Genomic DNA, 21,567 nt, shown 5'->3' on the forward strand with positions numbered 1-21,567 from the left:
TACCCTGCCTTGTTGCGTTGGCTACCACAGTCGGGCTTACCCTTCCTGCTTCGCTATCTTGGTCTTCAGCCATTTCTCGACTGACGGAAACACGAACTTCGATACATCGCCGCCGAGAATGGCGATCTCGCGCACGATGGTGCCCGAGATGAATTGATATTGGTCCGACGGCGTCAGGAACAAGGTCTCGACGTCGGGCAGCAGATAACGGTTCATGCCGGCCATCTGGAATTCGTATTCGAAGTCCGACACGGCGCGCAGGCCGCGCACGATCACGCGCGCATTGTTCTGCCGCACAAAATCCTTCAACAGGCCGGAAAAGCTCTCGACCTGGACATTCGGATAATGCCCCAGTACTTCATTGGCAATCGAGAGGCGTTCCTCGAGCGAGAAAAACGGCTTCTTGTTCTTGCTGTCCGCCACTCCCACCACCAACTTGTCAAACAACCCGGACGCGCGTCGAACCAGATCTTCATGGCCACGCGTCAACGGATCGAATGTCCCTGGATATACTGCTGTCACCATGGGTGTCTCCTCACCGGCAAATCAATCAGAACGCGCATTATGCCTCAATTCGTGAGGTGCTTTTGCGTTGCAATAAATGATAGAAGACCATGCCCGCCTTGTCCGAACGCAGCACCTCCCAATCGGCCATCCATTCGGGCGCGTCGTCGCCGTCGAGCGCAAATTCGGCTTCGGCATAGACCAGGCCCTGCGGCGCCAACAGGGGCTGGCACAGTGGCAACATTTTTTCGAGCCAGCCGCCGTTGTAGGGCGGATCGATGAATACCAGCTGGAATCGTCCCGGGCGATGCTGCGCCAGGTTGCGCACCGCCGAGAGCGCATCGGCGCGCTGTACGTTGACTTGCCCGGCACGCAACTTGTCGCGCGTGGCTTCGAGCTGGCGTACCGCCGCCGTGCCCAGTTCGACCATCGTCACATGCGCCGCGCCGCGACTGGCCGCTTCAAAGCCGAGCGCACCGGAGCCGGCAAACAGGTCGAGACAGTCGATGCCTTCCCAGGCGCCGTCGAACAGATGGGTGAGCCAGTTGAAGACGGTCTCGCGGACCCGGTCCGGGGTCGGACGCAAACCTTCGGCATCCAGCACCGGCAAGGGAGTACGTTTCCACTGGCCGCCAATGATGCGCACCTGATGCGGCACGACACGGGCGGCGGCAGGCTTGCCCGCCTGTTTCCTTGGTTGAGCTTGCTTCATCGCCATCCCCTCACTTGGCCGCGGTCGGGGTAGCGGCATCGGCGTCGCCGACGATCACCGTCGCCAGCTGATCCGCATGGATATGGCGACCGAAGGCAGCGCGCACATCCTTGACGCTGACGGCCTTGACCTGGTCGGTCCAGCGGTCGAGATAATCCAACGGCAGGTTGTAGAACCCGATCACCGACAGGTTCTCGATCAGCTTGGCATTGCTGTCGATGCGCAACGCGAAGCCACCGGCCAGGTTGTCCTTGGCGGCCTTCATCTCGGCTGCGGTCGGCCCGTCATTGAGGAAGCGGGCCAGCGTGGCGCGCACCACCTTCAAGGCTTCGCCGGTCTGCTCTTTCTTGGTCTGCAGGCCGATCTGGAACGGCCCCGGCTGCGCCAGTGGCGAGAAGCCGCTGTAGACGCTATAGGTCAGGCCGCGCTTTTCACGCACCTCATCGGTCAGGCGCGAAACGAAACCGCCGCCGCCGAGGATGTAGTTACCGACGGTCAAGGCAAAGAAATCCGGATCGCCACGCTTCAGTGCCGGCGCGCCAATCAGGATGTGCGACTGCGACGCCGGGTGCGCAATGCGCTGCTCGCCACCATTGGGCGCCGTGACGTCCGGCAGCGCCGCCAATGGGGCGCCCTGCGGCAGGCCCCGGGTCAGGTCGGCGGCGATGCGTTCAGCCTGGGCCCGCGTGATGTCGCCGATCATCGAGATGACGGCGCGATTGGCCACGTAGTGCGCACGATGGAACGCCACGACATCATCGCGGGTGATGGCCTGCACGCTGGTTTCGCTGGCATCGATGGCATAGGGGTGACTGCCGTAGATGGCTTGCATGAATGCCTTCTCGGCAATCGCTTCGGGCTTGGTCAGCTCTTCACGGATGCCAGAGATAGCCAATGCCTTGTCGCGCTCCAGGGCGGCCTGCGGAAAACTGGGATGCGCCAGCGTGCGCGCCAGCAGCGCCAGCGCGGTGTCGCGCTCGGTGGCCGATGACAGCGACCGCAAGGTGATGCCGGAACGATCCTGGCCGGCGCCGAAATTGCGCTCGGCGGCGACGTCGGCGAAGCCGTCGAGGATCTGCGCCTCGGACAGATCGCTGCCACCACCGGCGACGCCACGGCTAAGGCTGGCCACGGTCAGCTCGGCCAGCCCGGCGCGGCCCGCAGGATCGCGCCGCTGGCCGGCATCGAACTGGACGCTGACGTCCAGCATGGGAATGCTGTGATTGGACACGAACAGCACCCGCGCGCCGTCGGGCTGGGTCCAGGATTCAATCTGCAACGCGGCCATGGCAGGCGCGGCGGCGCAGAAGGAAAGAAGCAACAAGGCAAGGATTTTTTTCATGAGACTCAAGGAAAATGGACTGCAATCGGGCCGCACCGCCGCAAATGGCGAGGGTTCAGCCGTGTTTCTTTTCTACCCACTCCAGCACCGGCTGCCACTGGTCGAGGTCGCGCTGCACGCGGGACGGCGCGATATCCCACAGGGTCAGGCCATGCGCGGCGAGCTGTACATAGTTCTGCGTGTCGCGCAGGTAGCCCAGCACTGGCAGCTTCAGGCCGTCGATGAATCGATGCAACTGGTCGGCCGAACGAGTCCGCGCATCGACCCGCATGCCGACGATGCCGACGTCGATACGGCCTTCGCGCACCGCCTTTTCATCGGCCAGCCGGCGCAGGAAATCCTGGGTGGCCAGGATGTCGAAGATCGACGGCTGCAGCGGCACCAGTATCTTGTCGGCCATCTTCAGCGCATCGTTGAGCCGCCAGCCATGCAGGCCGGCGGGGGTATCGAGCACCACATGCGAGGTGCCCTTGGGCGGCTTGGCAATGTAGTCTTCGCTGATGTCCCAGGTGGTGATCGGCCGTGCCTGCGGCGGGCGCAGTGCCAGCCACGCGCGGGCCGACTGCTGGCGATCGATGTCGCCCAGCAGCACGCCATGCCCCTGGCTGGCGAAGTAACCGGCCAGGTTGGTCGACAAGGTGCTCTTGCCGACGCCCCCCTTGGGATTGGCCACGACGATAACAGGCATGTTTTTCTCCGTGAGGAACAGCGAATCCGTAGCGCGACGAGATCTGCGTCTTAATGCAACAGGCCAGCCGGCGGCGGGCTCGGCTTCTTGCCATCCAGCGGCAGCGGCACCAGCGTGGCGATGGTCAGGTTGTCGTCCTTGAAATACTTGGCGGCGACCGCCTGCACCTGGGCCGGCGTCACCGTCTTGAGGCGATCGATGATGCGGTCGATATTCTTCTGGCCGATGCCGGTGGTCTCCATCATGCCGATCTCCATGGCCTGGCCAAACACCGAGTCGCGCTTGTAGATCTGGGACGCGATCAATTGCGTCTTGACCCGTTGCAGCTCCTGCTCGGACACGCCCTCGCTGGCGATGCGGGCCACTTCCCCGCGCAGCAGCGCTTCGAGCTGTTCGGTGCTGACGCCTGCGGCCGGCGTGCCCTCCAGCGTGAACAGGACCGGCCCCCGCGACACGCCGCTATAGCTGGCGCTGACGCTGGTGGCCTGGTTACCGGTGCGGATCAGGTTGGCGCTCAGGCGCGCATTTTCATAGCCATCGAGCACCGCCGACAGCACATCCAGGGCATAGGCTTCCTGGTCCTGCTCGACCTGGCGCAGCGCCGGCACCTTGAAACCCAGCACCACATAGGAGTTTTCGGCCGGCGCCTTGACCGTCACCCGGCGCAGCCCCAGTTGCTGCGGCTCATTCTGCGGCCGCGCGCGCGGGCGAGGCTGTGCGGCAATCTTGCCGAAATACTTCCTGGCCAGCGCCAGCACGCGGTCGGCATCGACATCGCCGGCCACGACCAGGGTCGCATTGTTGGGCGCATACCATTGGCGATACCAGGCGGCGAGGTCCTGCACGGTCATGTTTTCCAGGTCATCCATCCAGCCGATCACCGGGTGATGGTAGGGATGCGCGGTCCAGGCGGCGGCGTTGAGTGCTTCGTTGAGCAAGCCCATCGGCTGGTCATCGGTGCGCCAGCGGCGCTCTTCCATGACGACCCGGATTTCCTTGGAGAATTCGGCGGCGTCGAACTGCAGGTTGGCCATGCGATCGGCCTCCAGCGCCATCACGGCCTCCAGGTGCGATTTCTCGATCTGCTGGAAGTAGGCGGTGTAGTCGTTGGCCGTGAAGGCATTCTCGCGCCCGCCCATCTCGGCCACCAGGCGGCTGAATTCGCCTACCTTGTGTTTCCTGGTGCCCTTGAACATCATGTGCTCGAGGGCGTGCGAAATGCCGGTGGTGCCGTTGAGCTCATCGATCGATCCCACCTTGTACCAGACCATCTGTACGGCGGTCGGGGCGCGACGGTCTTCCTTGACCACCACCTTCATGCCATTGCCGAGCACGAACTCGCGGGCCGTCTGCGCCTGCGCCAGCGCGGCGCACATGCCGAAAAGGCCGATGGACAGGATTGCTCTGATCTTCAAATTCATGGGCTGCGCTCTGATAAAATGCAACATTCTTCGACCCAGGCTGCCGCTCAGGTCTTTTGGACGGGCAATTGTAACCTGTCCCATGCGCTTGTCAGGGCATGCCAGACCGCCCGCGCTCCGCTGTCGTCACCCAACATATCCATACGCCACCCGATGTTCAGTTTCTTCAAGAGAAAGCCGAAGCCGGAAGCCCAGCCAGAAGTCCCGCTGACGCAGCCGGCAGCGCCTGAAGCACCCGCCGCTCCCGTTCCCTCCCCTGCTGCTGTGGCGCCTGTCGCCGTCGCGCCTGCGGCCGTCGATGTTGTGCCGTTGTCGGCGGCGCAGCCAGAAGTGGTCGTCATCGAGGAAGCGGAGGTCGAGATCGTGTCGGCCCCCGCACCGGCGCCAGAAGCCAAGCGTTCGTGGCTGACGCGCCTCAAGTCGGGGCTGTCCAAGACGTCGAGCAACCTGACTACGCTGTTCGTGGGCGCGCGCATCGATGACGACCTCTATGAAGAACTCGAGTCGGCCCTGCTTGTGTCGGACGCCGGTGTCGATGCTACCCAGTGGTTGCTCGCCGAGCTCAAGAAGAAGGTCAAGGCCGAGCGCCTGACCGAGGCGGCGCAGGTGCGCACTGCCTTGCGGGACCTGCTGATCGAATTGCTGCGTCCGCTGCAGCGCCCGCTGGTGCTGGGCCGCGAACAGCCGCTGGTGATGATGATCGCCGGCGTCAACGGCGCCGGCAAGACCACCACCATCGGCAAGCTGGCGCTGCATCTGCAGGCGCACGAGCAATCGGTGCTGCTGGCCGCCGGCGACACCTTCCGCGCCGCTGCCCGCGAGCAATTGGCGGTCTGGGGCGAGCGCAACAATGTCTCGGTGATCGCACAGGAGTCCGGCGACCCGGCCGCAGTGGCGTTCGACGCCGTGCATTCGGCCCAGGCGCGTGGCACCAACGTGGTGATGATCGATACCGCCGGGCGCCTGCCGACCCAGTTGCACCTGATGGACGAGCTCAAGAAGATCAAGCGCGTCATCGGCAAGGGCATGGCCTCGGCGCCGCACGAGATCCTGCTGGTGATCGACGGCAATACCGGCCAGAACGCGCTGGCCCAGGTCAAGGCTTTCGATGACGCACTGGGACTGACCGGCCTGGTGGTCACCAAGCTGGACGGCACCGCCAAGGGCGGCATCCTGGCCGCCATCGCCAAGACCCGTCCGGTGCCGCTGTATTTCATCGGTGTCGGCGAGCAGATCGAAGACCTGCAGCCGTTCGACGCCACCGAATTCGTCGATGCCCTGCTGAGCTGAGACCATACTTAGATGATCGAATTTTCCCGGGTATCCAAGCAATATGCGCGTGAGGTCTATGCCTTGCGCGACATTTCTTTGTCGGTGCAGAAAGGCGAACTGCTTTTCCTGGCCGGACCTTCCGGCGCCGGCAAGTCGACGCTGCTGAAGATGATTGCCGCCATCGAGCGCCCCAGCGCCGGCACCCTGTCGGTCAACGGCCAGGACATCGGCGGCATCAAGGCCTCCGGCCTGCCCTACCTGCGCCGCAACCTGGGACTGATCTTCCAGCAACAGCGCCTGCTGCTGGACCGCAACCTGCTGTCGAACGTGATGCTGCCGCTGATCGTCACCGGCGCCTCGCGCGCCGACGCCGAGCGGCGTGCCCGCGCCGCGCTGGACAAGGTCGACCTGCTGGACAAGGCCACCTCCGAGCCGCAGGAGCTGTCCGGCGGCGAGCAGCAACGGGTGGCCATCGCCCGCGCCATCGTCAACCGTCCACAGATCATCCTGGCTGACGAGCCGACCGCCAATCTCGACCGCGCCAATGCCAACAAGGTGCTGGCGGCATTGAAGTCGTTCCACGGGGTGGGCGTGACCTGCCTGATCTCGACCCACGACGAGCAATACCTGACCGGCGCCGACCGCATCGTGTACCTGGACCGGGGCCGCATCGTCGATGGCTGGCATAACGGCGTGGCCAACCCGGTGGAGGTATCGCCATGAACTGGTTGCGCCAACACCGGGCCGCCATGGCCGACGCGCTGCGCCACCTGCTGCGCTCGCCGGGCAACTTCCTGCTCAACGTATTGGTGGTGTCGATCGCCCTGGCGCTGCCGTTCGCCGGCCTGTCGGCGCTCGAGAACGTACGCCCGATCTCGGAGCAGATGTCGGTCGAGCCTGAAATCAGCATCTTCATGAAGCTCGACGCCAGCCGCGACACCTCACAGGCCATGGGCCGCACCATCGAACAGGTGCTCAAGCAGAGCGACACGGTGGGCAAGATCGAATTCGTCCCGCGCGAGAAGGCCTTCGACGCGCTCAAGAACAAGAGCGGCATGGGCGATGTCCTGGCCACGCTGGGCAGTAATCCGCTGCCAGACAGCTATGTGCTGCGCCTGCCGGGCTTCGAAAACGCCATGGACGCCGGTCGCGTGGACGACATTGCCCAGAAACTGAAGAACCAGCCGGGCGTGGATACGGTGCAGATCGACTCAGCCTGGGTCAAGCGCCTGGCCGCGCTGCTGCGCATCCTGCGGCTGGTGCTGCTGTTCCTGGGCATGACCCTGGGCGCGGTGGTGGTGGCGGTGGTGTTCAACACCATCCGCCTGCAGGTGATGACCCAGAGCGAAGAGATCGAGGTGTCGCGCCTGCTGGGCGCCACCAAATCCTTCATCCATCGCCCCTTCTACTACACCGGCGCCTTGCTGGGCCTGTGCGCCGGCGTGGTGGCGCTGGGCCTGGTAGTGGCGGCGCAGCAGCCGCTGAATGCGGCGATCATCGATTTTGCGCATCTTTATGCGTCCGAATTCCAGCTGGCGCTGCCCAGCCCGACCGCCATCGCCTTGCTGCTCGCCATCAGCGCCCTGCTGGGGCTGCTGGGAGCAATGATGTCGGTGCGGCGCCACCTGGCGCGCATGGGCTGACATCGCGTCAAACCCGCTGTACTGCATCATTGGCCGCCAGACTGCCTCTGGCGGCCTTGCTCTCCCGGCTGCAAACTTTGTTACACCTTTTTGCGCCGCTTTTGACCTCCATCGCAACTTTGTTTGTCGAATTCCTTCTAAGATGGCAGGGACGAAACAAGCAATCATTATCACAATTGCAATAGAGCGATTCTATCGGGGCCTTCCAAAACTGCAATTAGCACTCTCAATTAGCGAGTGCTAGAATACCCTATCGAAATGCTCCAGTTTTAGCATTGCCGCCAACCGTACGTGGCTTTCCGTCGGGACAAAAGGAGAAATCAATGAAATCTGCGTCTGCACAAACTGCACTCATGCCAGTCGAGTCCAATGCACTCGCGCTCGGTTTTTCCGGCAGCCTGGGCAATATCGACGCATATATCTCGGCAGTGAACCGCCTGCCGATGCTGACTCATGAAGAAGAAATGAGCCTGGCGCGCAAGCTGCGCGAGAACAACGACCTGGGCGCCGCCCAGAAGATGGTGTTGTCGCACTTGCGCCTGGTGGTGTCGATTGCGCGCGGCTACCTGGGTTATGGCCTGCCGCACGCCGACCTGATCCAGGAAGGCAATATCGGCCTGATGAAGGCCGTGAAGCGCTTCGATCCGGGCCAGAACGTGCGCCTGGTGTCGTACGCCATGCACTGGATCAAGGCCGAGATTCACGAATACATCCTGAAGAACTGGCGCCTGGTGAAGGTTGCCACGACCAAGGCCCAACGCAAATTGTTCTTCAACCTGCGCAGCCACAAGTCGGGCCTGGACACCATGACGCCAGCCCAGGTCGATGCCCTGGCCAAGACGCTGGACGTGAAGCGCGAAGAAGTGATCGAGATGGAAACCCGTCTCTCGGGTCGCGATATCGCCCTGGAGTCGCCCACCGATGATGAAGATGACAAGTTCGCGCCGATCGCCTACCTGTCGTCCGAAACCTCGGAGCCGACCCGCGTGATGGAAGCCAAGCAGTACGATCGCATGCAGTCCGAAGGGCTGGAAGCAGCGTTGTCGAAGCTGGATGACCGCTCGCGTCGCATCGTTGAAGCGCGCTGGCTGGCCAATGATGATGGCTCGGGCGCAACGCTGCATGAGCTGGCTGACGAGTTCGGCGTGTCTGCCGAACGTATCCGCCAGATCGAAGCGGTAGCATTGAAGAAGATGAAGACATCGCTGCAGGCGTTTTCCTGATCTGCACGACATTGACAGGCAGCAAAAAAGAAAGGCACCTTCGGGTGCCTTTCTTTTTTAGCCTTCCGACCCGCAGGTCAGGATGAGGACAGCAGCAACTTGATATCGTGGGTCAGCGTCTGCGGGCCCTGGCCGTGCTTGACGAACAGGCGGATATGCCCCTGCGGATCGAACACATAGCTGCCGGCGGTGTGGTCCATCGTATAGCTGCCCGGCTCCTTGCCCGGCACCTTCTGGTAGAACACCTTGAATTCACGACCGACCTTCTCGGTGGCGGCGGCGTCACCACGCAGGCCCAGGAAGCGCTTGTCGAATGCCGGCACGTATTGCGACAGGATCTGCTGGGTATCACGATCCGGATCGACCGTGACGAACAACACCTGCACCCTATCGGCGTCGGCGCCCAGCTCCTTCATCACATTGGACATCTCGACCATCGTGGTGGGGCAGACATCGGGACACTGGGTGTAACCGAAGAACATCACCACCACCTTGCCCTTGAAGTCCGCCAGCGTACGGGGGGTGCCGTTGTGGTCGGTCAGGGCGAAGTCCTTGGCATAGTCGAGCCCGGTGACGTCGGTGTTGTTGAACTTGACTTCAGGCTTGGACGGGCCGCATGCCACCAGCAAGGTGGCGCAGGCAGCCAGCAACAGCGTGCTCAGGATTCGCTTCATCGGGGCCGTCATCAGAAGGTGCGGAACAGGAAGTAATGGTCCACCAGCAGGACCGCGAACAGGATCGACAGGTACACGATCGAATAGGCGAAGGCGCGGCGGGCGATCAGATCGGTGTAGTGGCGATAGATCTGCCACGAGAACCAGAAGAAGATCGCGTCCAGCACGATGGCAGTGCCCAGGTAGATCAGGCCGCTCATGCCGATGGCAAACGGCAGCATGGTGGTCGCCACCAAGGCGATGGTGTACATCAGGATATGCAGCTTGGTCACTTCCATGCCGTGCGTGATGGGCAGCATCGGCAGGCCCGACTTGGCGTAGTCGTCGCGACGGTACATCGCCAGCGCCCAGAAATGCGGCGGGGTCCAGATGAAGATGATCAGCACCAGCACCCAGGCCTGCATCGGTACGTCGTTGGCCATCGCGGCCCAGCCCAGCGCTGGCGGCATGGCGCCGGCCAGCCCGCCGATGACGATGTTCTGCGACGTCGCCGGCTTGAGCAGGATGGTGTAGATGATGGCGTAGCCGAGGAAGGTGGCGAAGGTCAGCCACATGGTCAGCGGGTTGACCAGTGCATACAGCACCCACATGCCCAAACCGCCCAGCACACCCGAAAACACCAGCGTCTGCGGCACCGTGATCTCGCCCCGCGCCATCGGGCGGCGGGCGGTGCGGGCCATGCGCGAATCGATCTCGCGCTCGACCAGGCAATTGATGGCGAAGGCGGCGCCGGCCAGCAGCCAGATGCCCAGGGTGCCGAACACCACCTTGCGCCAGTCGGGCAACTCGGGCGTGGACAGGAACATGCCGATCACGGCACAGAACACGGCCAGCTGCGTCACGCGCGGCTTGGTCAGCGCCCAGTACTGGGCAATACGATTGGGTTGGGCAGTCAGAGTGGTCATGTCAGGTGGCAGCGGCTGGCGCATCGCCCGGGCTGGCAGCGCCGGCAGGAGCGAATCTAGCCTTGTAGTTTAACATGACCAGTAACAGCACCAGCAGCGCCGCACCGCCGTTGTGCACCACGGCAATGGCCAGCGGCCAGTTGAAATAGATGGTGGCGAGCCCGGTCAACAGCTGCAAACCGATGACCAGCAAGAGCCAGCGCCCGGTGCGGCGCAGTCCGCCGTCGCCCATTGCCCGGTGTGCCAGCCATACAACATACAAGATCACGACAAAGGCAAAACTGCGGTGCACCCAGTGGATTGCCGTGAGCGCCTGGAACGGCAGGTAGTCGCCTGCGGCGGTCATGCCAAGGTGGCGCCAGAGCGTAAAGCCGTGCTCGAAATCCATCTCCGGCACCAGTTGTCCATTGCATAACGGAAAGTCGCTACAGGCCAGCGCCGCGTAGTTGGTGCTGACCCAGCCGCCCAACGCCACCTGCAACACCAGCAGTAGCATGCCGATCGCCGCCGGTCGCGCCAGCGAACGGCCCAGCCGCGTCACCGGCAGATGGGTATCCTGGCGCGCGCCCATCCACGCCAGCATCGCCAGCAGGGTCAATCCCAGCAACAGGTGAATGGTGACGATCACCGGTTGCAGCTTCATGGTCACGGTCCAGGCGCCGAAGGCCCCTTGCAGGCACACGAAACCCAACAGCGCGGTGGGAAAACCGGGGCGGAAATCGGCATCGGTGCGGCGCGACTTGATCCAGCGCCGCCAGGCGATCACCACCATCGTGATGATCAACACCCCGACCGCCATGGCCAGGTAGCGGTGCGTCATCTCGATCCAGGCCTTGGCCACCGTCACCGGCCCGGTGGGCATGGCTTCCTGGGCGGCACTGATATGTTCGTGCGCCAGCAGCGGATTGGAGTGACCATAGCAGCCCGGCCAGTCGGGGCAACCGAGGCCGGAATCGGTCAGGCGCGTGAAGGCGCCGAACATGATCAGGTCGAAGGTCAGGAAAAGTGTTACCCACACCAGCTTGCGATACTTGTTGGCATCGCTGGAGACCCACACCAGCGTCAACGGAATCAAGGCCACCAGAAGGCCCATCAGGCCCAGTTGAATCAACATCGTTTGCATCTCTTTTCTAAAAAAATCCTGATTTCCGGCGCGCGGGCATCAACCGATGGCCGAAGCGCGCAGCACCTTGGAAATATCCTTCTTCATGCGCCCCGGATCGGGGTCCTTGGGGAAACGCAGCATCAGGTTGCCCAGCGGATCGATCAGGTAGATATGGTCTTCGGCCATGGTGCCCGCCTCCACCGGCAGCCAGGAGCGCAGCCGCGCCGCATCCACGCGCAGCATGTCGGTGCCGTCGAATTCGCGCATCAGCATGGTCTGCACCGGTTCGCGGTCCACGATCAGCCACACGCGCTCGACCCGTTCCATCTCCTTACCTTGCATCAATCTGAGCTGACGCATGGTGAACAGCTTGTTGCGACAAACCTCGGTACAGTCGCCGCGATCGACCTGCAGCATGACCCACTTGCCCCGGTAATCCTCAAGGCCGGCGCGATGACCATCGAGCGCCGTGCTGCCCAGGTCGGGAATCGGGTATTGCCGCGGATCGAGCAGGGTGCCGTAGTTGTTACGCCCTTCCGGCTTGATCACGTAATAGGTGAGATAGGAAGCGATCATCGGCGCGGCGCACACCGCCACCACCAGCAGCAACTTCCAGCGACCACGCCAGCGGCGCTTGTCGTCTGCCACCGAACCTGCTTCAGGCTTTGTCATTGCGTCCACGCTTAAGTCCCGTTACGAGGAAAAAAATCAGTGCCATCGCGGCCAGTGCGTACCACTGCAAGGCATAGGCGCGATGCCGGTCAACGCCCAGCGAGGGCAGCGGCCAGTCGCGCACCAGGCCATCGCCGGCGGCCTCGGGCGCACCGGTCTGTTCGATCACCGCAGTCGACAACGGCAGTGCGCTGGCTTCGGCCAGCGCCACGATATCCAGGTTCTGCAGGATCGCGCCAGGTCGTGGTGCATCGGGTTGCCCCAGCTGCAGCACATGCCCGGCGCCCCGGCGCAGCACGCCCTGTATGCGCACCACGCCGGTGGGCGTGACCAGTTGCGGCACCCGCGTGCGATCGACCGCGTCGCGTGGCGCCCAGCCGCGCCCCACCATCACCACCTGGCTTGAGCCGGCTATTCTAAATGGCATCAGCACATGAAATCCGCTGACGCCGGCGTGCGGCCGGTTCTCGAGATAGATGGTCCATTGCGGAATGAACTCGCCCGACAGCAGCACATGCCTGAATTCGGCTTCGTCGATGGCGCTATCGGCCGGCAGCGCCAGCAGGGGGGCCTGTTTGGCGCGCGACTCCAGGCGCTGCTGGATCTCGATCTTCTCTTCGGCGCGACGCGTCTGCCACTGCCCCAGCATGATGCCGGCGGCAGCGACCATCAATGTGGCGCACAAGGGTACCCAGCGAATTCGGAATCTGATTGGCATTACAATGGCCGGAAAATATTTTCAACAGTCGCGTCAAACAGTCGCGTACCGGCGATCAGGCGCGGCAGGAGACAGAGGGATTTTACCCGTATGAAAATCTTCGTCGCGATTGCCTTCATTCTGATCCTTGCCAGCCTGGCGTCGGCCCTGATATTCCTGATGCGTGACAAGGGAAAAAGCGACCGCACCGTACAGGCGCTGACCTGGCGCGTGGGCTTGTCGGTGGCGCTGTTCCTGCTGATCCTGCTGTGCTACAAGCTGGGCTGGATCCAGCCCACCGGCATCCGCTAAAAAAAAGCCGCACCCCTTGGTGCGGCTCCGGTTGCGGCTTCCGGCGCTAGAGCCAGTACACCACCACGTACAGGCCGAGCCACACCACATCGACAAAGTGCCAGTACCAGGCCGCGCCCTCGAAGGCGAAGTGATTGGTGGGCGTGAAATGCCCGCGCAAGTGCCGGTACAGCACCACCGACAGCATGATCGCCCCCATCGTCACGTGAAAGCCGTGGAAGCCGGTCAGCATGAAAAAGGTCGAGCCATAGATACCCGATGTCAGTTTCAGGTTCAGTTCACTGTAGGCATGGATGTATTCATAGGCCTGGAAGCCCATGAAGATCGCGCCCAGCAGGATGGTGGCAAACAGCCACAGCGATGTCGCCCGCCGATGGCCGGCGCGCAGCGCGTGGTGCGAGAAGGTCAGCGTGACGCCCGACGTCAGCAGCAGCAAGGTGTTGATGGTGGGGATCGGGAACGGCCCCATGACATTGAAGCTTTCGATCGTGCCGGCCGGCCCGGTGCCGGCCCACTGCCCGGTGTAGTCAGGCCAGAGCACCTTGTGGTCGAGGTCGGCCAGCCAGGGCAGCGAGATGCTGCGGGCGTAGAACAAGGCGCCGAAGAAGGCGGCGAAGAACATCACCTCGGAGAAGATGAACCAGCTCATGCTCCAGCGGTACGAGAGGTCGATGCGCTCGCTGTACAGGCCGGACTCGGACTCGTGGATCGCCTCGCCGAACCAGTAGTACAGCACCACCAGCACCATCAGGATGCCGAGCAGGTTGACATAAGGCGCCCAACTGGCGCCGTTGACCCAGGCCGATGCGCCGATCATGGTGACCAGCATCGAAATGCCAGCCAGCAATGGCCAGCGCGATGGCCCCGGAACAAAGTAGTGCGGCGCCTTGGCTTGCTGTGAACTCATGTCCTTCTCCCGATTCGGTTTCCAGATGTACCTGATTTATTCCCGGCCTCAGCCAGCCGCCTGCCCCACCACCAGCTTGACCACCACGATCAGCCCCAGCACGAACAGGGCCGCTGCAATCACCCCGGCGACGATCACATGCAGCGGATTGAGCCGCGCTGCATCCTGCTCGTAGCCGCGCTTGCCGCGCACCCCGAAGAACGACCACAACACCGCCTTTATGGTGGCGCCGAACGAGGCGCGCCGGCGACTGGCCTGTTTCAGATCATCCATTTCCCTTGCCACCGATCTCGAAGAAGGTATACGACAAGGTAATGGTGGTCACGTCGCGCGGCAGATTGGGGTCGATGTAGAACACCACCGGCATCTGCTTGGCCTGATTCGGTCCCAGGGTCTGCTGGGTAAAGCAAAAACACTCGACCTTCTTGAAGAAGGCCGCCGACTGCTGCGGCGCATAGCTGGGAATGGCCTGGGCGTCGACATTGCGGGCTTGGGTATTGACTACCTCATAGACCACCTGCGTCATCTCGCCTGGATGCACCTTCATGCTGGTGACGGTCGGCCGGAAGCGCCAGGGCCCCTGCGCGTTGCCATCGAACTCGATGGTCACCGTGCGCGAACGATCGATCTGGCTGTTGCTCGGCGCTTCGACGGTGATATCGCGCGGCGTCAGGAAATTGACCCCGGTCACCTCGCAGATCTTCTTGTACAAGGGGATCAGCGCATAACCGAAACCGAACATCAGCACCGCCACCACCAGCAGCTTGCGCAGCATCACGCGATTGAGACCCAGGATGCGCCGGTCGTCACTCATTTGGCAAACCAGATGCGGTTGATGAAGATGCCCACGAAGAACGCCAGCGCCACCAGTGCCAGCAACAGGCCGGTGCGCACGTTGTTCGGTTGCTTTCGCTCAGGCAACTTGGGCAGCTCAGGCATGACGTCTCCAGTGAGGTTGACTGCTTACTTGACGATCGGCGGCTCTTCGAAGGTATGGAAGGGCGCCGGGCTCGGCACGGTCCACTCCAGCCCCTCGGCGCCTTCCCACGGCTTGGCGTCGGCCTTCTGGCCGCCCTTGATCGAAGGAATCACCACGCAGAACAGGAAATACACCTGGGACAAGCCGAAACCGAATGCGCCGATCGACGCCACCATGTTGAAATCGGTGAACTGCGCCGGATAGTCGGCATAGCGACGCGGCATGCCCGCCAGCCCCAGGAAGTGCATCGGGAAGAAGGTGACGTTGAAGGTGATCAGCGACGCCCAGAAGTGAAACTTGCCGCGCCATTCGTTGTACATGAAACCGGTCCACTTCGGGCCCCAGTAGTAATACCCGGCGAACAGCGCGAACAGCGAGCCGGCCACCAGCACGTAGTGGAAGTGCGCCACCACGTAGTAGGTGTCCTGCATCTGGATATCGATCGGCGTCACCGCCAGGATCAGTCCGGTGAAGCCGCCCATGGTGAACACGAAGATGAAGCCGACCGAGAACAGCATTGGCGTCTCGAAGGTCATCGAGCCGCGCCACATGGTGGCGATCCAGTTGAATATCTTGACCCCGGTCGGCACCGCAATAAGCATCGTGGCGTACATGAAGAACAGTTGCGCCGTCACCGGCATGCCGGTGGTGAACATGTGGTGCGCCCAGACGATGAACGACAGGATCGCGATCGAGGCGGTGGCGTACACCATCGATGCGTAGCCGAACAGCGGCTTGCGGGCAAACGCCGGGATGATCTGCGAGACGATGCCGAAGGCCGGCAGGATCATGATGTACACCTCGGGATGACCGAAGAACCAGAAGATGTGCTGGTACATCACCGGGTCGCCACCGCCGGCGGCGTTGAAGAACGAGGTGCCGAAATGGCGGTCGGTCAGCGTCATGGTGATGGCGCCGGCCAGCACCGGCATGACGGCGATGAGCAGGTAGGCGGTGATCAGCCAGGTCCAGCAGAACATCGGCATCTTCATCAGGGTCATGCCGGGCGCGCGCATGTTGAGGATGGTGACGATGATGTTGATCGAACCCATGATCGAAGACGCGCCCATGATGTGCATGGCGAAGATGGCCATGTCCATGCCCGGCCCCATCTGGGTCGACAGCGGCGCGTACAGCGTCCAGCCGGCGGCGGTGGCGCCGCCCGGCACCAGGAACGACCCGGCCAGCAGCAGCGCCGCCGGCGGCAGCAGCCAGAACGAGAAATTGTTCATGCGCGCAAACGCCATGTCGGAAGCCCCGATCTGCAGGGGGATCATCCAATTGGCGAAGCCCACGAAGGCCGGCATGATGGCGCCGAACACCATCACCAGCCCGTGCATGGTGGTGAGCTGGTTGAAGAACTCGGGACGGAAGAACTGCAGGCCGGGATGGAACAGCTCGGCCCGGATCAGCAGCGCCAGCACCCCGCCCGAGAGCAGCATCGTGAACGAGAACCACAGGTAGAGACTGCCGATGTCCTTGTGGTTGGTGGCAAACAGCCAGCGCCGCCAGCCGTGCGGATGATCGTGATGGCCGTGCTCGTGCCCCGGGTCATGCGGATGGGCCGGTGCGTGGTCGACGGTAGTGGTCATGTTGCGGTCTCCGATGCCTGTGCGATGCGGTGTGCGCGTCGTATTCGTTTATTTGCGGCTGGCCACGACTTCTGCCGGCTGGACGATGTTTTCCTGCGCCTTGTTCGACCAGCTGTTACGGGTATAGGTGATCACGGCGGCGATTTCGGTGTCGTTCAACACGCCCTTCCAGGGCGGCATGGCATTCTTGCCGTTGAGGACCACATTGATCTGGGCCGCGCGCGGGCCGTTGACCACCGGATCGCCATCGAGCGCCGGGAAGGTGCCGGGAGAACCTTTGCCATTGGCCTGGTGGCACACGGCGCAGTTGGCCACGTAGACCTTCTCGCCGCGCTGCTTGAGTTCGTCGATGGTCCAGGTCTTGCTCGGATCATCGGCATTGGCTGCCATTTCCTTCTTCTTTTCTTCCACCCACTTCTTGTAGTCGGCGTCGCTGACGACATTGACCACGATCGGCATGAAGGCGTGGTCCTTGCCACACAGTTCCACGCACTGGCCACGATAGGTGCCGATCTTCTCGGCCCGGAACCAGGTGTCGCGCACGAAGCCGGGGATCGCGTCCTGCTTCACGCCGAAGGCCGGAATGGTCCACGAATGGATCACGTCATTGGCGGTGGTGACGATGCGCACCTTCTTGTTGACCGGCACCACCACCGGGTTGTCGACTTCCAGCAGGTAGTTGTCATTCTTCTTGATGCTGGCGTCGGTGATCTGCTCGCGCGGCGTGGCCAGGTTGGACAGGAAGGAAATCCCCTCGCCTTCCCCCTTGAGGTAGTCGTAACCCCACTTCCACTGCATGCCGGTGACCTTGATGGTGATGTCGGCATTGGAGGTGTCCTTCATCGCCACCACGGTCTTGGTGGCCGGCAGCGCCATGCCGATGACGATCAGGAACGGCACCACGGTCCAGGCAATCTCGACGTAGGTGCTCTCGTGGAAGGTCGACGGTTTGTGCCCCAGCGATTTGCGGTGCTTGAGGATCGAATAGAACATCACGCCGAACACCGCCACGAAGATCACCAGGCAGATGATCAGCATCAGGGTGTGCAGGTCGTAGATCTGTTCGGCGATGCGGGTGACGGGCGGCTGGAAGTTCATCTGCCTCACTGCCGGCCCTCCCTGGCTGTCGACCACTGCCAGGGCCGGGAAGGCCAGCGTCAGCAGTGATGCTCCGAGGGTCAAGGTTTGAAGGCGCTTCGCATGTTTCATGGATTTCCTCAAAAGCCCGGGATGACAAGAATCTGGTTGGTCGAGCGGCCCCGAGTATCGGCGTGCAGGCAGCAGCAACGCCGGACGCAGCGCATTTCAGCGACGGTAACGATCAGGATGGTCCAGGCCCCCTGGACGAAGAACGCCGACAGGTTCGTCAGCGATACGGTACAGAAAATTGCGGTGACCCACGCCTGCCGGCGTGGCGCAATCGAGCAATTGCGCTTCAATATCCATTCCCGCGTCTCCATAGCACCTCGCCAGCATGATAGTCGGTCGAGCGTGTCTCGTGGTCGAACCACCAGTGGACCATGCGTGTGCGTTGGCGCCCGCAGTGTCCGCTATGCGGCTCTTTATATTTTTAACCATTTGAGTATAAGGGGTAACGCCGCGAACGATCAAGCAGGCTTCTGGCAGCCCCACAGTGACGTTCCGACAACTGTTGCACAACTGGTGCACAACTGGTGCGTTAACCCTGTCCCACCTGGCAGTGCTTACTTCTTGGGAAAATCCAGACGGATGATCGATTCGCCCGCCGCCGTGGTGCGCGGCACCGGACGGAAGGCATGGCCATACACCACCTCGAAGGTCAGCGGGATCTTGCCGTCACTGCCGCGCATGGCCTCGAAAGATTGCAACAAGCGCTGGTACTGGCTGCGCGAGAGCAGCCCCCGGCGCCGGGTCTCGAGTGGATTGCCACCCCAGGCGCGCACGTCGGCCAGCAGGCGTCGCGGCGTTGCATAGGTGACGGTGATGGTTTCCATGTCCATCACCGGGGTCGAGAAGCCGGCGTTGACCAGCATGTCGCCAAAATCGTGCATGTCGACGAACGGCAGCGTGTGCGGCGCCAGGTCGATGGACTCGAAGGCGGTGCGCACCTCGCGCAGGCTGTCGGGCCCGAAGCAGGAAAACATCAGCAGGCCTTCGACCCGCAGCACGCGACGCCATTCGGCAAACACCCGGTCCGGCTGCGGATGCCAGTGCACGGCCAGATTGGACCAGACCAGGTCGAGGCTATTGGGCGCCAGCGGCAACTGGGCAAAATCGCCGCACACCAGCTCGGGGCCGCTGGAAGCAGGGGTGCCCAACCAGCGGTTGACTGATCCGAACAGGCGGTCCAGCGACGATTGCGCGCTGCGTTGATGCTGTGCCGCCACATCGAGCATGCCGAGCGCGCCGTCCAGGCCCAGCACCTGCGCCTGCGGATAGCGCTTTTGCAACACCGGCAGGTCGGCGCCTTCGCCACAGCCGGCATCGAGTACCTGGCGCGGTTCGATCTTGACCAGCGCCAGCCGCTCCTGCATCCGGTTCGATACCTCGCGCCGCAGGAAGTCGGATTCGGCGACCCGCTGGGGCTGTCCGAAATGGCGACGCACCAGAGGCAGGTCGATCGGCGCGCTGAGCTTGGCGCTGGCGGAAGGTGGGGCAACGGACATCGGCGGCGGGACAGGTGAGATAATTGCGCGTAGTTTAGTCGAAATCCTTTTTCCCCGGGCGCACCATGGTCACCAAACCGCACAAGCCGGCACCACCCGCCAAACCGACACTGGCTGCGGCCAGGGCCGCGCGCCTGAATGCCGCGCAGAAGGCGACTGCCAAGCCTGCCCGCCACTGGTTGTGGCGCACGCTGGCGCGGGTGCCGCGACTATTGCCCTCGACGTGCGTGCTGTGCGGCCAGGATGGGCACGACACCCTCTGCACGCCGTGCCGCCAGCGCTTTTTCACGCGCCAGCATCGGCGTTGCGTGCAATGCGCGCTGCCCATGCCGGTGACCGGGCGCGATCCGCGTTGCGGCGCCTGCCTCAAGGACCGGCCTGCATTCGATGCCACCATCGTCGCCACTGACTACATTGGCCCGGCCGACCAGATGGCGCTGGCGCTGAAATTCGGCGGCGATCTGCGGGTGGCGCCCCTGCTGGCGGACCTGATCCGCCATGCGGCGCTGCGCGACCCGTTGCCGGGCAGCGACATCCAGCTGCCGCTGCCGACCATGCTGGCGCCGGTGCCGCTGGGCGCGGCGCGCCTGCGCGAACGCGGTTTCAACCAGGCGCTGGAGATTGCCCGGCCGCTGTCACGCCTGCTCGATATCGACTTGCAGCCACAACTGCTGGAGCGGGTGCGCGACACCCAGGCGCAATCCGGCCTGCCGCTGACGGCCCGGGCGCGCAACACGCGCAATGCCTTTGCCCTGCCCTATCAACTGGCGGACCACGTCAAGGGTCGCCACGTGGGCATCGTCGACGACGTCATGACCACCGGCCAGACGCTCAACGAAGTGGCCATCATCCTCAAGCGCCATGGCGCCAAGCGCGTGACCAACCTGGTCTTCGCGCGCACCCTGGCGTTGTAAGCCGCAACCCGTCATTCATTGGAGAAGCATTTGTTTCACGTCGTACTGGTCGAACCCGAAATCCCGCCCAACACCGGCAACATCATCCGCCTGTGCGCCAATACCGGCGCCCAATTGCACCTGATCGAACCACTCGGCTTTCCGCTCGACGACGCCAAGATGCGCCGCGCCGGGCTCGATTACCACGACTACGCCACCATGCAGGTGCACCCTGACTGGGAGCGTTTTCTCGCGGCCCGTCGCGCCGATCCGCTGTTCGATCCCACCCGCATGTTCGCCCTGACCACCCATGGCTCGACGCCCTTCGCAGGACTGGCCTTCAAACCCGGCGACACCTTCGTGTTCGGCGCCGAAACCCGTGGCCTGGCACCCGAGCTGCGCGAGTCGTTCGCTACCAGCCAGCGCATCCGGCTGCCGATGCGGCCCGACAACCGCAGCCTGAACCTGTCCAATACGGTAGCCGTGGTGGTGTACGAAGCCTGGCGACAGAACGGCTACGACGGCGGAAGTTAACCAAAAACCGGCTCACGAAGAGCCGGTTTTTTTTAGCCTGCCAGGCCTCGCTCAGCCCAGCAGCAAGGCATCGTCGGCCAGCTTTTCGCCTCGGGTCTGCTCGAACATCCGCAACAGGTCCGGCACATCCAGCCCGGCACGCTCGGGGCCAGCGACATCCAGCACCACGCGGCCCTGGTGCAGCATCACGGTGCGGTCGCCATAGTCCAGCGCCTGGCGCATGCTGTGCGTCACCATCATGGCGGTGAGCTTGCTCTCGGAGACGATCTTGGCCGTCAGTTCCAGCACGAAGGCGGCCGTCTTGGGATCAAGCGCGGCGGTGTGCTCGTCCAGCAGCAGGATGCGCGACGGCTGCAGCGATGCCATCAACAGGCTGACCGCCTGGCGCTGGCCGCCGGACAGCAGGCCGATGCGGTCGGTCAGGCGGTTTTCCAGGCCCAGGTTGAGGATCGCCAGCTTTTCGCGGAACAGTTCGCGCATCTTGCCGCGAATGGCAAAGTTGAAGCCGCGACGACGACCGCGCGCCATCGCCAGCGCCATGTTTTCTTCGATGGTCAGGGCTTCGCAGGTGCCGGCCATCGGATCCTGAAATACCCGTGCGACCAGCCCGGCACGGTCCCACGCCTGCTTGCGGGTGACGTCGACGTCATCGATCTCGATCTTGCCCGAGTCCATCAGCAGATCGCCCGAGATGGCGTTGAGGAAGGTCGACTTGCCAGCGCCGTTGGAACCGATCACCGCCACGAACTGGCCGGTCGGAATCTCCAGCGACAGCCCGCGCAGTGCCGGGTTTTCAATTGGCGTGCCGGGATTGAAGGTGATCTTGAGATCATTGGCTTTCAACATC

Annotated in this window: 26 protein-coding genes; 7 read left to right on the top strand and 19 right to left on the bottom strand. The window is 63.1% G+C overall.

Annotated features, from left to right (window positions below; all coding sequences use genetic code 11):
- Positions 1-36 precede the first annotated feature (36 nt).
- The 5 genes from coaD to LBW87_RS08505 are packed head-to-tail and all read right to left on the bottom strand — an operon-like array spanning position 37 to position 4,667.
- Positions 37-525 carry a pantetheine-phosphate adenylyltransferase gene (gene coaD, locus LBW87_RS08485; RefSeq protein ID WP_008115784.1) on the bottom strand — a complete coding sequence of 163 codons (489 nt, stop codon included), beginning with the start codon at positions 523-525 and terminating at the stop codon, positions 37-39.
- Positions 526-562: 37 nt separating this feature from the next.
- A complete protein-coding gene (gene rsmD / locus LBW87_RS08490; RefSeq protein WP_225201015.1) occupies positions 563-1,216 on the bottom strand; it encodes a 16S rRNA (guanine(966)-N(2))-methyltransferase RsmD in 654 nt (217 codons plus the stop codon).
- Between the two features lie 10 nt (positions 1,217-1,226).
- Positions 1,227-2,558 carry a M16 family metallopeptidase gene (locus tag LBW87_RS08495; RefSeq protein WP_225201016.1) on the bottom strand — a complete coding sequence of 444 codons (1,332 nt, stop codon included), beginning with the start codon at positions 2,556-2,558 and terminating at the stop codon, positions 1,227-1,229.
- A gap of 55 nt (positions 2,559-2,613) precedes the next feature.
- The gene (locus tag LBW87_RS08500; RefSeq protein WP_225201017.1) at positions 2,614-3,246 is read right to left on the bottom strand and encodes a ParA family protein; all 633 of its coding nucleotides are present in this window, start codon (positions 3,244-3,246) and stop codon (positions 2,614-2,616) included.
- A 50-nt stretch (positions 3,247-3,296) separates the two neighbouring features.
- The gene (locus LBW87_RS08505) at positions 3,297-4,667 is read right to left on the bottom strand and encodes a M16 family metallopeptidase (RefSeq protein ID WP_225201018.1); all 1,371 of its coding nucleotides are present in this window, start codon (positions 4,665-4,667) and stop codon (positions 3,297-3,299) included.
- Positions 4,668-4,820: 153 nt separating this feature from the next.
- Here LBW87_RS08505 and ftsY point away from each other — a divergent pair, with 153 nt between their 5' ends.
- The 4 genes from ftsY (at position 4,821) to rpoH (ending at position 8,805) form a co-directional block, all read left to right on the top strand.
- Positions 4,821-5,957, top strand: a complete 1,137-nt coding sequence (ftsY, locus tag LBW87_RS08510; protein WP_225201019.1) for a signal recognition particle-docking protein FtsY — start codon at positions 4,821-4,823, stop codon at positions 5,955-5,957.
- 12 nt (positions 5,958-5,969) lie between these two features.
- On the top strand, positions 5,970-6,662 hold the full coding sequence (locus LBW87_RS08515; protein ID WP_225201020.1) for a cell division ATP-binding protein FtsE: 693 nt from the start codon (positions 5,970-5,972) through the stop codon (positions 6,660-6,662).
- The gene (gene ftsX / locus LBW87_RS08520) at positions 6,659-7,582 is read left to right on the top strand and encodes a permease-like cell division protein FtsX (protein ID WP_225201021.1); all 924 of its coding nucleotides are present in this window, start codon (positions 6,659-6,661) and stop codon (positions 7,580-7,582) included. Before LBW87_RS08515 ends, ftsX begins: the two co-directional genes overlap by 4 nt.
- Positions 7,583-7,905: 323 nt before the next feature.
- The gene (gene rpoH / locus LBW87_RS08525; RefSeq protein ID WP_413927627.1) at positions 7,906-8,805 is read left to right on the top strand and encodes an RNA polymerase sigma factor RpoH; all 900 of its coding nucleotides are present in this window, start codon (positions 7,906-7,908) and stop codon (positions 8,803-8,805) included.
- 77 nt (positions 8,806-8,882) lie between these two features.
- Here rpoH and LBW87_RS08530 read toward each other — a convergent pair whose 3' ends face one another.
- The 5 genes from LBW87_RS08530 to LBW87_RS08550 are packed head-to-tail and all read right to left on the bottom strand — an operon-like array spanning position 8,883 to position 12,879.
- Positions 8,883-9,479: an SCO family protein gene (locus LBW87_RS08530; protein WP_225201022.1), complete on the bottom strand. Its 597-nt coding sequence runs from the start codon at positions 9,477-9,479 to the stop codon at positions 8,883-8,885.
- A gap of 11 nt (positions 9,480-9,490) precedes the next feature.
- Positions 9,491-10,384 (bottom strand): heme o synthase, encoded by an 894-nt coding sequence (gene cyoE / locus LBW87_RS08535; protein WP_225201023.1) that lies wholly within the window; start codon positions 10,382-10,384, stop codon positions 9,491-9,493.
- Position 10,385: 1 nt separating this feature from the next.
- Positions 10,386-11,498, bottom strand: a complete 1,113-nt coding sequence (locus LBW87_RS08540; protein WP_225201024.1) for a COX15/CtaA family protein — start codon at positions 11,496-11,498, stop codon at positions 10,386-10,388.
- Between the two features lie 48 nt (positions 11,499-11,546).
- Positions 11,547-12,161, bottom strand: coding sequence for an SCO family protein (locus LBW87_RS08545; RefSeq protein ID WP_225201025.1), 615 nt, complete (start codon positions 12,159-12,161; stop codon positions 11,547-11,549).
- Positions 12,148-12,879 carry an SURF1 family protein gene (locus LBW87_RS08550; protein WP_225201026.1) on the bottom strand — a complete coding sequence of 244 codons (732 nt, stop codon included), beginning with the start codon at positions 12,877-12,879 and terminating at the stop codon, positions 12,148-12,150. Before LBW87_RS08550 ends, LBW87_RS08545 begins: the two co-directional genes overlap by 14 nt.
- Positions 12,880-12,969: 90 nt before the next feature.
- On the opposite strand from LBW87_RS08550, the gene LBW87_RS08555 reads away from it, so the two are divergent.
- Positions 12,970-13,170: a twin transmembrane helix small protein gene (locus LBW87_RS08555; RefSeq protein WP_225201027.1), complete on the top strand. Its 201-nt coding sequence runs from the start codon at positions 12,970-12,972 to the stop codon at positions 13,168-13,170.
- Positions 13,171-13,216: 46 nt separating this feature from the next.
- Here the strand turns inward: LBW87_RS08555 and LBW87_RS08560 are convergent, their stop codons facing one another.
- The 8 genes from LBW87_RS08560 to LBW87_RS08595 all read right to left on the bottom strand — a co-directional run bounded on the left by LBW87_RS08560 (position 13,217) and on the right by LBW87_RS08595 (position 19,293).
- A complete protein-coding gene (locus tag LBW87_RS08560; RefSeq protein WP_225201028.1) occupies positions 13,217-14,077 on the bottom strand; it encodes a cytochrome c oxidase subunit 3 in 861 nt (286 codons plus the stop codon).
- Between the two features lie 48 nt (positions 14,078-14,125).
- Positions 14,126-14,350, bottom strand: a complete 225-nt coding sequence (locus tag LBW87_RS08565) for a DUF2970 domain-containing protein (RefSeq protein ID WP_225201029.1) — start codon at positions 14,348-14,350, stop codon at positions 14,126-14,128.
- Positions 14,343-14,891: a cytochrome c oxidase assembly protein gene (locus LBW87_RS08570; RefSeq protein ID WP_225201030.1), complete on the bottom strand. Its 549-nt coding sequence runs from the start codon at positions 14,889-14,891 to the stop codon at positions 14,343-14,345. Before LBW87_RS08570 ends, LBW87_RS08565 begins: the two co-directional genes overlap by 8 nt.
- Positions 14,888-15,016 (bottom strand): cytochrome oxidase small assembly protein, encoded by a 129-nt coding sequence (locus LBW87_RS08575; protein ID WP_413927628.1) that lies wholly within the window; start codon positions 15,014-15,016, stop codon positions 14,888-14,890. The genes LBW87_RS08570 and LBW87_RS08575 overlap by 4 nt, the downstream gene beginning before the upstream one ends.
- Before the next feature lie 24 nt (positions 15,017-15,040).
- Positions 15,041-16,648 carry a cytochrome c oxidase subunit I gene (gene ctaD, locus LBW87_RS08580; RefSeq protein WP_225201031.1) on the bottom strand — a complete coding sequence of 536 codons (1,608 nt, stop codon included), beginning with the start codon at positions 16,646-16,648 and terminating at the stop codon, positions 15,041-15,043.
- A gap of 48 nt (positions 16,649-16,696) precedes the next feature.
- Positions 16,697-17,857, bottom strand: coding sequence for a cytochrome c oxidase subunit II (gene coxB / locus LBW87_RS08585; protein ID WP_225201032.1), 1,161 nt, complete (start codon positions 17,855-17,857; stop codon positions 16,697-16,699).
- Positions 17,858-17,865: 8 nt separating this feature from the next.
- Positions 17,866-18,087: a DUF2244 domain-containing protein gene (locus LBW87_RS08590; RefSeq protein WP_225201033.1), complete on the bottom strand. Its 222-nt coding sequence runs from the start codon at positions 18,085-18,087 to the stop codon at positions 17,866-17,868.
- Positions 18,088-18,351: 264 nt separating this feature from the next.
- Positions 18,352-19,293 (bottom strand): methyltransferase domain-containing protein, encoded by a 942-nt coding sequence (locus tag LBW87_RS08595; RefSeq protein ID WP_225201034.1) that lies wholly within the window; start codon positions 19,291-19,293, stop codon positions 18,352-18,354.
- Positions 19,294-19,358: 65 nt separating this feature from the next.
- Between LBW87_RS08595 and LBW87_RS08600 the strand changes: the two genes are divergently transcribed.
- Both LBW87_RS08600 and trmL read left to right on the top strand, forming a co-directional pair.
- Positions 19,359-20,207, top strand: a complete 849-nt coding sequence (locus LBW87_RS08600; protein ID WP_225201035.1) for a ComF family protein — start codon at positions 19,359-19,361, stop codon at positions 20,205-20,207.
- A 30-nt stretch (positions 20,208-20,237) separates the two neighbouring features.
- A complete protein-coding gene (trmL, locus tag LBW87_RS08605) occupies positions 20,238-20,720 on the top strand; it encodes a tRNA (uridine(34)/cytosine(34)/5-carboxymethylaminomethyluridine(34)-2'-O)-methyltransferase TrmL (RefSeq protein WP_225201036.1) in 483 nt (160 codons plus the stop codon).
- Between the two features lie 51 nt (positions 20,721-20,771).
- Here trmL and LBW87_RS08610 read toward each other — a convergent pair whose 3' ends face one another.
- A complete protein-coding gene (locus LBW87_RS08610; protein WP_225201037.1) occupies positions 20,772-21,566 on the bottom strand; it encodes an ABC transporter ATP-binding protein in 795 nt (264 codons plus the stop codon).
- Position 21,567 lies beyond the last annotated feature (1 nt).

Origin of the sequence: Herbaspirillum sp. alder98, assembly GCF_020179755.1 — a bacterium.
Classification (GTDB): Bacteria; Pseudomonadota; Gammaproteobacteria; order Burkholderiales; family Burkholderiaceae_D; genus Herbaspirillum.